At 63.5% G+C, this 14,068-nt stretch carries 14 protein-coding genes; 6 read left to right on the forward strand and 8 right to left on the reverse strand.

Features of this window, described 5'->3' with window-relative positions; genetic code table 11:
• Nucleotides 1-4: 4 nt before the first annotated feature.
• Both ARUE_RS02600 and ARUE_RS02605 read right to left on the reverse strand, forming a co-directional pair.
• On the reverse strand, nucleotides 5-709 hold the full coding sequence (locus tag ARUE_RS02600; RefSeq protein ID WP_011773306.1) for a tyrosine-protein phosphatase: 705 nt from the start codon (nucleotides 707-709) through the stop codon (nucleotides 5-7).
• 11 nt (nucleotides 710-720) lie between these two features.
• Complete coding sequence (locus tag ARUE_RS02605) at nucleotides 721-1,542, reverse strand: HAD-IIA family hydrolase (protein ID WP_035761154.1); 822 nt, start codon at nucleotides 1,540-1,542, stop codon at nucleotides 721-723.
• Nucleotides 1,543-1,803: 261 nt separating this feature from the next.
• Between ARUE_RS02605 and ARUE_RS02610 the strand changes: the two genes are divergently transcribed.
• Together ARUE_RS02610 and ARUE_RS02615 are read left to right on the forward strand one after the other, a co-directional pair.
• Nucleotides 1,804-3,027, forward strand: coding sequence for a hypothetical protein (locus ARUE_RS02610; RefSeq protein ID WP_014920634.1), 1,224 nt, complete (start codon nucleotides 1,804-1,806; stop codon nucleotides 3,025-3,027).
• A 52-nt stretch (nucleotides 3,028-3,079) separates the two neighbouring features.
• Nucleotides 3,080-3,766 (forward strand): TrmH family RNA methyltransferase, encoded by a 687-nt coding sequence (locus tag ARUE_RS02615; RefSeq protein ID WP_011773309.1) that lies wholly within the window; start codon nucleotides 3,080-3,082, stop codon nucleotides 3,764-3,766.
• Between the two features lie 35 nt (nucleotides 3,767-3,801).
• Here ARUE_RS02615 and ARUE_RS02620 read toward each other — a convergent pair whose 3' ends face one another.
• Nucleotides 3,802-4,773 carry a hypothetical protein gene (locus ARUE_RS02620; protein WP_286140233.1) on the reverse strand — a complete coding sequence of 324 codons (972 nt, stop codon included), beginning with the start codon at nucleotides 4,771-4,773 and terminating at the stop codon, nucleotides 3,802-3,804.
• 356 nt (nucleotides 4,774-5,129) lie between these two features.
• Here ARUE_RS02620 and fbaA point away from each other — a divergent pair, with 356 nt between their 5' ends.
• Nucleotides 5,130-6,149 carry a class II fructose-bisphosphate aldolase gene (gene fbaA, locus ARUE_RS02625; protein WP_014920636.1) on the forward strand — a complete coding sequence of 340 codons (1,020 nt, stop codon included), beginning with the start codon at nucleotides 5,130-5,132 and terminating at the stop codon, nucleotides 6,147-6,149.
• Nucleotides 6,149-6,571, forward strand: a complete 423-nt coding sequence (locus tag ARUE_RS02630) for a DUF3151 domain-containing protein (RefSeq protein ID WP_011773312.1) — start codon at nucleotides 6,149-6,151, stop codon at nucleotides 6,569-6,571. Before fbaA ends, ARUE_RS02630 begins: the two co-directional genes overlap by 1 nt.
• Nucleotides 6,572-6,641: 70 nt before the next feature.
• On the opposite strand, the gene ARUE_RS02635 is transcribed toward ARUE_RS02630, so the two are convergent.
• Genes ARUE_RS02635 through ARUE_RS02645 form a run of 3 tightly spaced genes read right to left on the reverse strand, consistent with a single transcriptional unit; the run spans nucleotide 6,642 to nucleotide 9,630 of the window.
• Nucleotides 6,642-7,463: an ABC transporter ATP-binding protein gene (locus ARUE_RS02635; RefSeq protein ID WP_011773313.1), complete on the reverse strand. Its 822-nt coding sequence runs from the start codon at nucleotides 7,461-7,463 to the stop codon at nucleotides 6,642-6,644.
• On the reverse strand, nucleotides 7,460-8,539 hold the full coding sequence (gene fepG / locus ARUE_RS02640) for an iron-enterobactin ABC transporter permease (RefSeq protein WP_014920637.1): 1,080 nt from the start codon (nucleotides 8,537-8,539) through the stop codon (nucleotides 7,460-7,462). Before fepG ends, ARUE_RS02635 begins: the two co-directional genes overlap by 4 nt.
• Nucleotides 8,536-9,630: an iron chelate uptake ABC transporter family permease subunit gene (locus ARUE_RS02645; protein ID WP_430515952.1), complete on the reverse strand. Its 1,095-nt coding sequence runs from the start codon at nucleotides 9,628-9,630 to the stop codon at nucleotides 8,536-8,538. Before ARUE_RS02645 ends, fepG begins: the two co-directional genes overlap by 4 nt.
• Nucleotides 9,631-9,753: 123 nt before the next feature.
• Here ARUE_RS02645 and ARUE_RS02650 point away from each other — a divergent pair, with 123 nt between their 5' ends.
• Entirely contained in the window at nucleotides 9,754-10,821 is a 1,068-nt protein-coding gene (locus tag ARUE_RS02650) for an ABC transporter substrate-binding protein (RefSeq protein ID WP_011773316.1), read from the forward strand.
• Nucleotides 10,822-10,933: 112 nt separating this feature from the next.
• Here the strand turns inward: ARUE_RS02650 and ARUE_RS02655 are convergent, their stop codons facing one another.
• Entirely contained in the window at nucleotides 10,934-11,566 is a 633-nt protein-coding gene (locus tag ARUE_RS02655; RefSeq protein WP_011773317.1) for a hypothetical protein, read from the reverse strand.
• 445 nt (nucleotides 11,567-12,011) lie between these two features.
• Here ARUE_RS02655 and ARUE_RS02660 point away from each other — a divergent pair, with 445 nt between their 5' ends.
• Nucleotides 12,012-13,301, forward strand: coding sequence for an adenylosuccinate synthase (locus ARUE_RS02660; RefSeq protein WP_011773318.1), 1,290 nt, complete (start codon nucleotides 12,012-12,014; stop codon nucleotides 13,299-13,301).
• On the opposite strand, the gene ARUE_RS02665 is transcribed toward ARUE_RS02660, so the two are convergent.
• Nucleotides 13,298-14,041: a DUF2306 domain-containing protein gene (locus ARUE_RS02665; protein WP_014920640.1), complete on the reverse strand. Its 744-nt coding sequence runs from the start codon at nucleotides 14,039-14,041 to the stop codon at nucleotides 13,298-13,300. The genes ARUE_RS02660 and ARUE_RS02665 overlap by 4 nt on opposite strands.
• Between the last annotated feature and the right edge of the window lie 27 nt (nucleotides 14,042-14,068).

Raw genomic sequence — 14,068 nt, forward strand, 5'->3', positions numbered from 1 at the left:
AGTATTACAGAGCCAGCGATTCAACCTCGACGGCGGTGAGGCCCGCCTCGCGCAGGAAGCTCCGAACGTCCCCGAACTCGCGTGCGAAGCCGGCCAGAAAGTGCCGCATGGCAGCTTCCGGGCTCTGCAGGATCATGAGGTCCGGGCTGAAGTACTCGGCTGGTGTGGAAGGGACGCTCAGGCGCCACGTTTCGGCCATGACCTCCAAGACGTCGGGAAGGTTGGCTGTGGTTGCCGCGTAGTCCGCCACCACGTCGTCTTCGGTTCCGCCTGCGGCGAGGAGCCCAATCGCGGACACCACACCGGTCCGGTCCTTGCCGAGCGAACAATGAACCAGCGTGCGTTTGCCGCGGGCGGCAGGTCGAAGTGCATCTCCCACCCACTCCGGCCGCAGCCGGATCCAGCCCAAATACAGATCGCCGAGGTCCTCGGCCGTTTCCACGGCCTGGAGGGACCCCGCAATGGCGTTCGGGTCCAGCGGATTATGGATGAGTTCGACGGCGGGCTGGACGACGGCGGCAGGCTCGCCGCCGTCGTCGTGAACCAGCCACGGAACCAACGAGCGTTCAAGCTCACTCCGCAGGTCCACAATTGCCTGGATGCCGTGCTCCGCCAAGAAACCGTGCGTTGCAGCGGCGTCCAAACCGAACGGCTGGCTTCCCCTGAGTATTCGACCACCGGCCAAAGGACGCAGATTGAGCACAGCCATTGTTTGTCCCCTTAGATCTGGCTCTTGAGGTCGGCCACGGAGTTCAGGATCTGGTTGGGCCGGAACGGGAAGGACACGATTTCTTCCCGCTGCGTGATGCCGCTGAGCACCAAGACCGTGTGCAGGCCCGCTTCCATGCCGGCCACGATGTCCGTGTCCATGCGGTCGCCGATCATGGCCGTGGTCTCGGAGTGGGCGTCGATCTGGTTCATGGCGGAGCGGAACATCATAGGGTTCGGCTTGCCCACAATGTAGGGCTCGCGGCCCGTGGCCTTGGTGATCATGGCGGCTATGGCACCGGTTGCCGGCATGGGGCCGTCCTTGGAGGGGCCGGTGGCATCCGGGTTGGTGGCGATGAAGCGGGCGCCGGCCAGGATGTGTCGGACGGCCATGGTGATCGCTTCGAAAGAGTAGGTGCGGGTTTCGCCGAGGACCACGAAGTCGGGGTCCGTGTCCGTGAGGATGAACCCGGCCTCGTGCAAAGCGGTAGTGAGCCCGGCTTCGCCGATGGTGTAAGCGCGGTTGCCTGAATCCGAGGACTGGACCTGATCCTTGAGGAATTGGGCAGTGGCCAGTGCTGACGTCCAAATGTTCTCTTCGGGGACTTCCAAGCCGGACGCGCGCAGGCGTGCTGCGAGGTCGCGGGGAGTGAAGATGGAGTTGTTGGTCAAAACCAGGAAGCGCTTGGACGTGTCTACCCAGCGCTGAATGAGCTCAGCCGCTCCGGGGATTGCCTGGTTTTCATGAACCAGGACGCCGTCCATGTCCGTGAGCCAGCATTCGATTTCGTGGCCGTTCCGATAAACCGATGTGGACGTGGTTTCTTCTGCCATATTTGCCTCCGGCTGGGATTGTTCATGCACTGCCACCCAGTCTTTCATCAATCTGCTGCCCCAACATCCTGGAAGCCCCCTTATGTGGGAAGTTCTGCCCATGTGGATAACTCTTGTGACTTGCGTGTGTTGCGTTGGGCTGGACTACGCTGGTTGCGGCGCTGGTGTGCCACCACCATGGGTCGGGGGATCGACATGGTGGATTCATGATGTCGCCGCGCTCCAGCAGGTCCCCACTTACCGCATGTGAAAGGGCCTGTCATGAGCAACAACAACGGAGTGCCGCAGCCTCCCTCCAGCCCCGAGGGCGTGCCGCAGCCTCCCTACAACCCGGACGGCGTGCCGCAGCCGCGTTACGACACCGGCAAGGACCAGTACAGCCAGTACCAGCCCGGGCAGACTCAGCCCTTGTATCAGCCCGAAGCCCAGACTGAAGCCTTCCCCGCCCAACACGCCCCTACCCAGGCGTTCGCCGCGCAGCAACCCCAGCAACACCCCGACGGCGAACACGCCGAAACCGTGCACCGCTATCCCCAAGCACAGCAGGGACAGCCGGGCTTCCCGCCGCCGGGCAGCGGATACCCCGGCCAGCCGGGCTACCCAGGCCAACCCGGTGGACCCGGCCAGAACCCAGGCGACCACAACAAGAAGTCGCTGTTCCTCATCCTGGGTGGTGTCGCCGTCGTCGTGATCATTGCGCTGGTGGTGACGTTCACGTGGCTGATTCCGTCGATGACCAAACCTGTGGCCGTTGATACTCCGCTGCCGTCGGTGACGTCCTCCGATGAAGCCTCTGAGGCAGCCGCCGAGCCTTCTGCTGAACCCTCCGGCGAGGCCTCGGCATCCTCCGAAATCCCCGCAGACGCCATTCCGCTGCCCGCAGGCTGGGACGAGTTGGCCGGACCCAGCAATGTTCCGGCCGACGGTGATCCCCTGTTCAGCAAGTGGGTCACGGGCGAATCGTCCTTCCAGTACCTGGCCGAGTGGACCCACGATGAGTCGTTCGGCATCACCAAGGACCCCACCACTGGCGAGGAGATCCAGAAGAAGGCCCAAGGCACGGTGGAGGCTGACGGCGACGGGATCGCACTCGCCTATGCCTTCTTCGCGGAGTCCGAGGAAGGCAAGTTCGGCAAGGATCCGGCGGAGATCAAGAAAGCCATCCAGGACATTGAAGCCCGTTTCAAGGGGATGACCGCTTCCGAACTGCCCCAGAACCTTGTGGGCCACAAGTGCACGGCCGACTTTAAGACCAGCATGCCGGAAATCCGTGAGTTCCGCCGCGGCGCGGCCGTGGTCATCGGATTCACCTGCACCAACGCCCGCGGCGAACAGATCCAGGCTGTGAACCTGTTCTCCGTGACACCGTGGGGAACCCCGCAGATGCTTGGCGTCAGCGGCCACAAGGAATACTGGGACGCCCACCCCGGACTCTTTGAGCAGTTGGGCAACTCCTACCGCATCAACAAGTGGAAGATGGTCTAAGGACCCTCAAAGGGCGCCAAGACGGGCAACCGGGCAGGGCTAAAGTTGAGGGGTGACTGACCTTCCCCCCAATACAGCCCTGCCCACGCCTGCCGAAACCACCGCGGAGGGCGAGGCGGAAGCGAAACCGGAGGTCGGCGTCGGGCCGTGGGAGGGCGAGTGGCCGGTTGGCGAGCACTGGGACCCGGACCTGTTGAGGGATGGTGACCGCCGCAACGTGGTGGACCAGTATCGCTACTGGAAGCACGACGCGATCGTGGCGGACCTTGATTCCAAGCGGCACGACTTCCACATCGCGATTGAGAACTGGCAGCACGACCTCAACATCGGCACCGTTGTGCGGACCGCCAACGCCTTCCTCGCCAAAGAGGTCCACATTATTGGCCGACGCCGGTGGAACCGTCGCGGGGCCATGGTCACCGACCGCTACCAGCACGTCCGCCATCACCCCACTGTTGAGGACTTTGTCCAGTGGGCCGAAGGGGAGGGCCTTGCCGTGATCGGCATCGACATCTTCCCGGATTCAGTGCCGCTGGAGACCTACGACCTGCCCAAGAACTGCGTCCTGGTGTTCGGGCAGGAAGGCCCGGGCCTGACGCCCGAGGTGCACGATGCCGCCGTCGCGACGCTGTCGATTGAGCAGTTCGGCTCCACCCGGTCCATGAACGCGGCCTCCGCCGCAGCCATTGCCATGCACGCCTGGGTTCGCCGGCACGTGTTCCAACAGCCTGTCAGCTAGGCGAGCTGTCACTATCGGCCCGGGCAACTGCCGTTCTAATAATCTTTGAGGGTGGCTTTTCCGTCGACGATGTGGATCTCACCTGAGATACGGGGCTCCATAACCTCACTATGAGGCTCCCATTTCGGGGCGGCCTCGGTGCCGCGGTTCACTTCGTAGCTAACTGTGGCTTTGCCCTTTCCCTCCGGCTGGATATACCAAATATCCCTGGACAGGGAGAGCGTGAAGGTGGGCTCTTCGTCGATGGTCCACTTCACATTTTGGGTGGGGCGGGATTCGTAGAGATTAAACCCGGAACAACCGCTGCTGAAGGACTGCCTCGCAGTGGCCGAAGCGGACGCGATGCATGTATCCCGCTTTTTTTGGAGAAGAGCCTTGGTCTCATCCAGGAGGAGCTGGCTGGGCAGCACCTTCAGGCTTTGGAAAGTGTCGGAAATCCTCCGGTCGATGCTGACCAGGGCTTTCTTCTCTTCAACTGTTGCGTACTTGTCCCCGGATATACCGAGTTTGTACTCACCGGGAAAGGCCGGCAGGAGCAGCTGGGAATCCGGCGATGCGCTCCCTGAGTCAGGGGCCGCTACGTCCACACCGTTAACGGTGAAAGACTTCACAGGACGATTGGAACTGAGCCGGATTTTCTGGAAGTTTTTGGGCCCCACCTTCCATTCGCCGTCCGGTGACTTGGTCATCATCAGGATGTCCTCTTGCTTTCGGCCGTTCTGGGTTACCTCCGCCCTGACGTACTCGCCCTTTGACTCAAGGATCCGGAAGCCGTCAATGTGCTGACCCGCGCCCTTGTAGATGTTGTCTTGGAGGAGAACCGCCTCATTCTCCGGGACGCCCGGATCCGATACGCTCAACGCCTTCTTGGCATCCCCGTCTTTGAGGGCCTGGTAAAAAGTTGTGGCAGCCTGGCCGCCGTCTGCTGCCGGCGAAAACAGGAGGACCAGCCCAACTGTGGCGGCCGCCAGGACTACCGCCGCACCGGCTGCGATGGCAATGATCACCTTACGGTTCAGTGTGCGTTTCGGCTGAGGAGGGATTATGCCCGGCTGCTGATATGGGACGTTGGGCTGCTGATAGGCGCCGTAGGCAGGGGGAGACGGCGGGGCGGGCGGGTCGGATGGGGTCGACGTTGGGCGGGGGTGGTTGTTTGCGCTCAAGGGGTTCTCCATCCGAGAAGTATATCCATCGTCTGGATGAAACAGTGTAGCCGTGATAAATGCCGACTCGGCGGAAGTGTTAAGGGCCCTCAGTGACCCGAAACACGGCGTCCCGGCGGATATCGCTAGGATGGGTGCTAGCCGTAAGCGGTCTACTCCAGGGTTACCAACCCACAGACGAATTCAGCATAGGAGTCACCATGCCCATTGCAACCCCAGAGATTTACTCCGAGATGATCGACCGCGCAAAGGCTGGCGGATTCGCTTTCCCCGCGGTCAACGTGACGTCGTCGCAGACTCTGAACGCTGCGATCCGCGGTTTCGCCGAGGCCGAATCCGACGGCATCATCCAGGTTTCCACCGGTGGCGCAGCCTACTGGTCCGGCGCCTCCATCAAGGACATGGTTGCCGGTTCCCTCGGCTTCGCCGCGTTCGCCCGCGAAGTTGCCAAGAACTACAACGTCAACATCGCCCTCCACACGGACCACTGCCCGCAGGACAAGCTGGCGGACTTCGTCCTCCCGCTGCTGGCCGCTTCCGAGGAAGCCGTCAAGGCCGGCAAGGACCCGATCTTCAACTCGCACATGTGGGACGGCTCGCACGAGGCCCTCCCCGAAAACCTGCGCATCGGCCGTGAACTGCTGGAACGCGCCGCAGCTGCCAAGATCATCCTCGAAGTTGAAATCGGCACCGTCGGTGGCGAAGAAGACGGCGTTGAGAACGAAATCAACGAGAAGCTCTACACCACCACCGAAGACGCCCTCGCCACCATTGAGGCCCTCGGTGCCGGCGAAAACGGCCGCTACCTCACCGCGCTGACCTTCGGAAACGTGCACGGCGTGTACAAGCCGGGCAACGTGAAGCTCCGCCCGGAACTGCTCAAGCAGATCCAGTCCGAGGTTGGCGCCAAGATCGGCAAGGAAAACCCGTTCGACCTCGTGTTCCACGGCGGCTCGGGCTCCACCGAGCAGGAAATCGCTGACGCCGTTTCCTACGGTGTCATCAAGATGAACATCGACACCGATACCCAGTACGCGTTCACCCGCCCGGTTGCCGGACACATGTTCTCCAACTACGACGGCGTCCTCAAGGTCGACGGAGAAATGGGCAACAAGAAGACCTATGACCCCCGCGTCTGGGGCGCTTCGGCAGAGGCCGGCATGGCCGCGCGCATCGTCGAAGCCGCTCAGCAGCTCGGATCGGTTGGCAAGACCTTCTAATGTCCGACGAATTCCGGAAGAACCTGATGGGGCCGGAGCCCACGCTCCTGCCCGCCGAAACCGAGATCTACCAGCACCTGGCTCTCGGCAACGAAGCGCTGGACCTGGTGGCGAAGAACCCCACGTCGTCTCTTCTGTGGGCCATCCTCGCAGAGGAAGCCTGGGCGGAAGGCCGGACCATCGAGTCCTACGCCTACGCCCGTGTCGGCTACCACCGTGGCTTGGATTCCCTGCGCCGCAATGGCTGGCGCGGCGTCGGTCCCATCCCGTGGGAGCACGAGCCCAATCAGGGCTTCCTGCGTGCGCTCTACGCGCTGGGCCGTGCAGCGTCGGCGATCGGCGAAGCTGAAGAGCCGGAGCGGATCGAGAAGTTCCTGAACGACTCGGACCCCAAGGCCAAGGCAGCACTCGAAGCCCGCTAAGGCGTCAAAGCAAAGCAAACGACGGCGACCCTCACCGAAAAGGCGAGGGTCGCCGTCGTCGTTAGGAACGTTAGTCCGTAACGGCTGAGTGCCGCGGCCTGCCCAGCGGGACCACCAGCGGCGTGTGCGTCACGGGGTCGTCAATGATCCGGCAGGCCATGCCGAACACTTCTTCCACCAAGGACTCAGTGATCACGTCAGCGGGAGCGCCCTCGGCGGCCACGGCACCGTCCTTCATGGCGATGATGTGGTCTGCGTAGCGGCTGGCGTGGTTGAGGTCGTGCAGCACGGCAACAAGGGTGTGGCCCTTGTCCAGGTTGAGCTCGCGGAAGAGTTCCAACAGCTCGATCTGGTGGGCGATATCAAGGAACGTGGTTGGCTCGTCCAGGAGCATGAGCGGGGTCTGCTGGGCGAGGACCATGGCCACCCACACTCGCTGCCGCTGGCCTCCGGACAGTTCGTCCACCAGCCGCCCGGATAACGACGAAACGCCGGTGGCCTCCATCGCCTCAACCACGGCAATCTCATCGGACTCAGACCATTGCCGGAGCAGCTTCTGGTGCGGGTACCGGCCACGCGCCACCAGGTCCGCCACGGTAATGCCGTCGGGGGCGATGGACGACTGCGGGAGGAGACCCAGACGCCGGGCAAGTTCCTTTGCAGGCAGCGATGTCACAGATTTCCCGTCCAGCAGCACCTGTCCGCTCTTGGGCTTGATCAGCCGTGCGAGGGCGCGCAGCAGCGTGGACTTACCGCAGGCGTTGGGCCCCACGATCACCGTGAACTGCCCCTCGGGGATGCGCACATTGAGGTTCTCGGAGATGATGCGTTGCTCGTAGCCGATGGTCAACGCGTCGGCGTGGAGCTGCGGCGCGGCAGTGGTGAGGCTCATGATTTCCTTGCTTCCTTGGCCAGCAGCCAGACGAGGTAGATACCGCCGATGCACACGGTCACAACACCCACGGGCAGTTGGACCGGAGCAAACAAGCGCTGTGCCGCGAGGTCGCTGGCCACCAGGAGGAACGCGCCCATCACCGCGGAGGGGACCAGGGTGATGCCGGCACTCCGGGTCAGCCGACGGGCAAGCTGCGGTGCGGCCAGGGCAACGAACGCGATTGGTCCGGCCACGGCGGTGACGGCTGCCGTCAACGCGACGCCCAGGATCAGCAACAGCAAACGGGTCGGTTCTGCCCGGACGCCCAAGGCGCGGGCGGCGTCGTCGCCCATTTCCAGAAGCTGCATCCGACGCGCCACTGCCAGCGTGGACAAGCCAACCACAACAACCACGACGGCGGCAGGCGCCGCTTGCTCCCAGGTGATGCCGTTGAGGGTCCCGGCTCCCCAGACAGCTGCCGCCAAAGCAGCCTCCAGTTCCGCTTGCAGGATCAGCCAGTGGTTCAAGGCGGCCAGCATCGCGCTGATGCCGATGCCCACGATGATGAGCCGGAAACCTTGGGAGCCGCGACGGTAGGCGAGTAGGTACACGGCCAGCGCTGTGAGGATTCCGCCAACAAGGGCTCCCACCGCGACGCCAAGGTAGCCGCCGCCAACGGTCAGCATCACGATCAAGGCTCCCGTATACGCCCCGGTGTTGAAGCCGATGATGTCCGGGCTGCCCAGCGGGTTGCGGGTCATGGATTGGAAGATGCCACCGCTCATTCCCAGGGCCGCGCCGAACACCAGCGCTGAAAGAACGCGGGGGAGGCGCCACTCCATGACGATGGTTTGGGCCAGTCCCGGCGCATCGCCTGTAAAGGCCTGCAGGACTTGTGGCACGGAGACGTCGTAGTCGCCCGTTGCGAGCGAAACGACGGCCACGGTTAGCGCTGCCAGAACAAGTGGTATGCAGACGAGGATGCTGCGGACATCGAACCGGACGCTCAGAGTACGGTTGCGCACCAAGGCAGTAGGCCGGCCGAAGTGGACGCGGGCCCCGGCTTCCAAACGGCCGGGTTCGAGGCGACTCACAGCCCACTCACTTTCCGACGCCGCGCCAAGGTGATAAGCACCGGCGCGCCGATGAACGCCGTCACCACGCCAACCTGGAGCTCACCTGGTGCGGCAACCCTGCCCACAACATCCGACACCAGGAGCAGGATGGGGGAGAGGATCACTGTGGTGGCCATGATCCAGCGCTGGTCCGGTCCCACGATCCAGCGGGCTACGTGCGGAATCATGAGCCCCACAAAACCAATTGCACCGGCACCGGCTGTTGCGGCTCCGCTGAGGAGGGTGATGGCCACGACGCCCAGGATGCGCGTCCGGTTGACGTTGGCGCCGAGGGACGTGGCGAGGTCGTCGCCCAGTGCCACGGCATTGAGCCCGCGGACGCAGAACAGCGCCACCAGCAAGCCCACGCCCATGAACGGCGCCACGGTCACCACCGACTCCATGCTCCGGGTGTCCAACGAGCCGATGCTCCACGAGCGCAGGTGATCGAAGGCCTTGGGGTTCAGGAGGGTGAGTCCGGAGCCAATACCTGTGAGGACCGCACCCAAGGCAACACCCGCGAGCGTCAGCCGGATAGGGTTCACCACGTTCCTGCCGGAGGTGCCAATCACGTACACGGCAGCAGTGGTCAGGATGGCGCCAATAAAGGCGAACCACATGTAGCCACTGAGAGAGCCGATCCCAAAGACGCCAATGGCGATCACGATGGCAAAGGAAGCGCCCGCGTTGACGCCCAGGATGCCGGGATCTGCCAGGGGATTCCGCGTGATGGCTTGGATGAGCGCGCCGGCTACGCCCAGGGCAACCCCGACGGCGATGCCCATCAGAGTACGCGGCAGCCGATTCTGAAGGATGATGGCGTGATCCGCCGTGTCCTGGGGGTTGGTGAACGCTTCAAGGACTGTTGACGCCGGGATGAATTTGGCTCCCACGCCCAGACTTAGGATCGCGGCGCCCAAGAGGACTGCCGCGGCAAGGACCAGGAAGAGGATCCGCCAGCGGGACTTATTGACGACCCCGGAACGTGGGGCCGCGCTGTTGGCCGGGAGGGCGACGGTGGCTGGCCCGCCGTGGCGCGGCTTGGGCGCGGGGGCGGTCAGTTGGGACATAACGCCGTCAGTGGGGACACAACAGGGGACCATTCCGGAGAGGTGGGGCAGTAATGGGTGGCCAGTCCGTGACTGTCGTCACAACGTCACGAATGTGTGCCTTAATTAGGTTAGCCTTACCCAGTGAAAAATGACGATTTTGAAGTACAGCCGCGCAAGGCCTCCCCTCGTCGCAAATCTGCAGTGCGCAAGCTTGCCATGAAGGTGGCCGGCGCTGCCGTGGCGGTGGGTCTCCTCGCGGGCTGCGGCACCAGTGGTGGCTCCGGCTCCACCGCCGGCAACGCCGATGTTGCCACGGGTGGTTCCAAGTTCACTACCGCGGACCAGGAAACGGCCAAGCTCGGCACGGACGCTGCCCCCGGCGTCTTCCCCCGCACCCTCAAACACGCCAACGGTGAGACCACCCTGGAGAAGAAGCCCACCCGCGTTGTGGTCCTCGACACCGGTGAGTTGGACGACGTCGTGACCCTTGGCATCACCCCGGTAGGCATGGCTACCACCGAAGGCGCCAACCCTGTCCCCACCTACCTGGCCGACAAGGTCAAAGACGTGGAGTCGGTGGGCACCATCCAGGACCTCAACCTGGAAGCGATCGCTGCGCTGAAGCCGGACCTGATCCTGGGCAGCCAGCTCCGTGCTGACAAGCTGTACAAGCAACTGTCCGCCATCGCTCCCACGGTCTTCAGCATCCGCCCCGGCTTCCCGTGGAAGGAAAACTTCCTCCTGGTGGGCAAGTCCCTGGGCGAGGAAGACAAGGCCGTCAAGGCGCTCAACGACTACCAAACAGCAGCAGACGCCCTCAAGGCAGACGTGAAGGGCGACCCCAAGATCTCCCTGGTGCGCTTCCTGCCGGGCAAGATCCGCCTGTACGCAAACAAATCGCTGATCGGCGTCATCTTGAAGGATGCCGGCCTTGCCCGTCCGGAGAACCAGGACATTGATGAACTCGCTGCCGAGATTTCGGCCGAGAACATTGAACAAGGCGACGCCGACTGGATCTTCTACAGCAGCTACGGTGATCCCGCAGCAACCGGAGAAACCTCCGTGGTTGAAGGTGCCGTATGGCCCAAGCTCGGCGCAGTGAAAGCCGGGCAGGCAAAATCAGTCAGCGACGACGTCTGGTTCCTTGGCCTCGGCCCCACAGGCGCGCAGCTGATCCTGAAGGACCTCCGCAGCATGCTGGTCAGCTAACGCCGCCAGCTCACACAAGCACCCCCAACACAAGCAGCCCCAACACAAGCACCCCAACAACGACGGCGGCCCTCACCGGAAAGGTGAGGGCCGCCGTCGTTATTGCTGGTAATTAGGCCTTGCGGGGGATTCCCGTGCGTGCCATGGCCTCGGCGTAGGCGCCGTGGATGGCATCCAGGTATTCCTGCTGGCGGGCCGGGGTGCCGGCAAACGAGCGGCCGCCGAGCGAGCGGACCTTGAAGGTCTTGAACCCGCGGCGGGCGATGCTGGCCGGTGCGGCCTTCATGAGCTGGTCGGCCAGGCGGTGTGCCTCGTTGCCGTGTGCCACCAAAGCGGACGTGCGCGGAAGGAGCTGAAGGAGACGCAGGAGCGGCTTGAGTCCCTCGGTGATGTTGGCCGGCGTGAGCTTGCCCGGTTCCTCGGTGGGTTCGATCCACGGGTACGCGTTCCAGGGCATCATGAGCTCGGGGCGGAGGCCCAGCTGCCACTGCATGCCGAGCATGCGGGTAGTGGCTTCCTCGTCACCCGGGGTGATGAAACCTTCGCCGGTATTGGTGCGCTGATTGGAGAAAAGGCTGACGATGCGGCAGTCATCCATGCTGTGGGCGGGGTCGATGTAAAGGACCTCGCTGCCCGGCTTCTGGACCTTGATGGAGTCGCACAGCTCGTTGACCTCGGCGATGTGCGGTTCATAGCGGCGGTTCCAGAGGATTTCTTCGGGTGATTCAGTCGCCAGTTCTTGCATCAGGGGTTAGGTCTCCTAGGTGTTACAGCGCACCGTTCCAAGGTGCCGCGGGCATGCCGCAGCCAAACCTCAAAGGGTGCTGTTGGGGGCTAACTAACCTTACCGGACTATGGACGTGAACGGGGCCCGCTTCGGCGCGCCTTTCGAATGCGACGCGGCGTGTTGCCCGGAAACGTGGCCGGCATCTCCACGGCGGCGGGCAGCTCTCGACGGCAATACGTGGCGCGCACCCATCCCTGACTTATCCACAACTCCGCCCCAACACCAGCCAAACACCAGAGAAACCGTTGTCATCGGCTAAACTTGGCTGGTAAGAGCCCCGAAACTCTTGCGTATGCCGTGCCCAGTGCCGGCTGCACCAGCTAACGTCGGGGCATTCTCATGTACGGCGTCGAGTCCTGGTCATCCGGCTGGGTCTGGGCCCGAAAGAATGGGGGAGGATCCCATGCCCGCTATCGTGATCGTCGGAGCCCAGTGGGGCGACGAAGGCAAAGGCAAAGCAACCGATCTGCTCGGTGGCCGCGTTGACTACGTGGTCAAGCCCAACGGCGGTAACAACGCCGGGCACACCGTGGTTGTTGGCGGTGAGAAGTATGAGCTGAAGCTCCTTCCCGCGGGCATCCTGAGCCCTAATGCCATCCCCATTATTGGCAACGGCTGCGTGGTGAACCTTGAGGCCTTGTTCCAGGAAATCGATGGCCTCGAAGCCCGGGGCGCGGACACATCCCGCCTGCGCGTTTCGGCCAACGCCCACCTGGTTGCCCCGTACCACCAGGTCCTGGACAAGGTGACTGAACGGTTCCTTGGCAGCCGGGCAATCGGTACCACCGGCCGCGGCATCGGCCCGGCATACATGGACAAGGTGGCCCGCTTGGGCATCCGCGTCCAGGACGTCTTTGACGAGTCCATCCTCCGTCAGAAGGTGGAAGGATCGCTGCGTCAGAAGAACGAACTCCTGGTCAAGGTGTACAACCGCCGCGACATCATTGCGGACGAGATCGTGGAGTACTTCCTGTCCTTCGCCGAGCGCCTGCGCCCGCTGGTCATCGACAGCACCCTTGAACTGAACAATGCCCTGGATGAGGGCAAGGTTGTGCTCATGGAAGGTGGCCAGGCAACGTTCCTGGACGTAGACCACGGCACCTACCCGTTCGTCACCTCGTCCAACCCGACGGCCGGCGGCGCGTCCGTTGGCTCGGGCATAGGCCCCACCCGCATTTCGCGGTCCATCGGCATCATCAAGGCCTACACCACGCGTGTTGGCGCCGGCCCGTTCCCCACGGAACTGTTCGACGAGATGGGCGTTTACCTGCAGAAGACCGGTGGCGAGTTCGGTGTGAACACCGGCCGTCCCCGCCGCTGCGGTTGGTACGACGCCGTCCTGGCCCGCCACGCTTCCCGCGTCAACGGCTTCACGGATTACTTCGTCACCAAGCTGGACGTCCTCACGGGCATCGAACAGATCCCGGTTTGTGTTGCCTACGACGTTGACGGCGTGCGCCACGATGAAATGCCCATGACGCAGACCGAGTTCCACCACGCGGTGCCCATCTTCGAGTACTTCGACGGCTGGACCGAGGACATCACCGGCGCCCGCACCCTGGAGGACCTGCCGGAGAACGCGCGCAACTACGTGCTGGCCCTCGAAAAGCTCTCCGGCACACGTTTCTCGGCCATCGGCGTCGGACCGGACCGCGATCAGACAATCGTTGTTCACGATCTGATCAACGACTAAGCACTCTTGAGTTCACGACGACGGCGGGTCGCCCGAGGTTCCTCACGGAACTTACGGGCGGCCCGCCGTCGCTGTATGAAGTACTCGGCCACCACCAGATTGATCACCCAGGCCGCCCCCATGAGCACAGCCCGCACGGTCTGGTCAGTGGGGCCTACGATCAGCATCCATGACAGCAGAACCAGCGCCTGCGTCCCGGCTCCCACGGCGATTGCGTAGGCTCGCGTCATCCATGCACCGTGTGCAGCAAAGTCCCGCCGGCGTATCGCCAGCAGACCCAGCATGATGCTTCCCAGCATTCCGAAGCCGAAGATCAGGCGAAGAACCAGGAGGGACTGGCCGTCGGTTTCCGGGAGGGTGTAGAACACGGACATCCACAGGCCGGACAAGGCAGCTAGCAGCCCTGCCGGAACCAGGACGCGCCCGGCTGCCTGGTGCCAGGACCGTGTGCGCCGCTGAGGTTGGGAGCCGCGTTGACGCGGGTTAACGCGTCGAAGAGCGGGGACGAATTGAATCGCTCCCAGCAGGCTGTACACCGTGACTGTGACGATATGGGTCACCACCGGGATGGGCGAAGCGAAGAACCTGGCGTTCTCAGGCGTCACAGTTGCGCCGCCGGTGAGTTGGGTGAGGCGCGCCGCGCCGGCGATCACCGGGATGAGGCTGAGGATGATCAGCGCTGCGGGCACGCCCCAATTGATGCCGCGGCTCCGCGCCGAGGGGGTGGTTGTGGATGTCATGGCTGCTGCCTGCGTTCTTGGGTTGTT

It is taken from the genome of Arthrobacter sp. Rue61a (assembly GCF_000294695.2).
Lineage (GTDB): Bacteria > Actinomycetota > Actinomycetes > Actinomycetales > Micrococcaceae > Arthrobacter > Arthrobacter aurescens_A.

Bases quoted from the DNA above. Each gene is read 5' to 3' on its own strand.
- ARUE_RS02600 (WP_011773306.1), bottom strand. From the start codon at position 709: ATGGCTGTGCTCAATCTGCGTCCTTTGGCCGGTGGTCGAATACTCAGG.
- ARUE_RS02605 (WP_035761154.1), bottom strand. From the start codon at position 1,542: ATGGCAGAAGAAACCACGTCCACATCGGTTTATCGGAACGGCCACGAA.
- ARUE_RS02610 (WP_014920634.1), top strand. From the start codon at position 1,804: ATGAGCAACAACAACGGAGTGCCGCAGCCTCCCTCCAGCCCCGAGGGC.
- fbaA (WP_014920636.1), top strand. From the start codon at position 5,130: ATGCCCATTGCAACCCCAGAGATTTACTCCGAGATGATCGACCGCGCA.
- ARUE_RS02630 (WP_011773312.1), top strand. From the start codon at position 6,149: ATGTCCGACGAATTCCGGAAGAACCTGATGGGGCCGGAGCCCACGCTC.
- ARUE_RS02635 (WP_011773313.1), bottom strand. From the start codon at position 7,463: ATGAGCCTCACCACTGCCGCGCCGCAGCTCCACGCCGACGCGTTGACC.
- ARUE_RS02645 (WP_430515952.1), bottom strand. From the start codon at position 9,630: ATGTCCCAACTGACCGCCCCCGCGCCCAAGCCGCGCCACGGCGGGCCA.
- ARUE_RS02655 (WP_011773317.1), bottom strand. From the start codon at position 11,566: ATGCAAGAACTGGCGACTGAATCACCCGAAGAAATCCTCTGGAACCGC.
- ARUE_RS02660 (WP_011773318.1), top strand. From the start codon at position 12,012: ATGCCCGCTATCGTGATCGTCGGAGCCCAGTGGGGCGACGAAGGCAAA.
- ARUE_RS02665 (WP_014920640.1), bottom strand. From the start codon at position 14,041: ATGACATCCACAACCACCCCCTCGGCGCGGAGCCGCGGCATCAATTGG.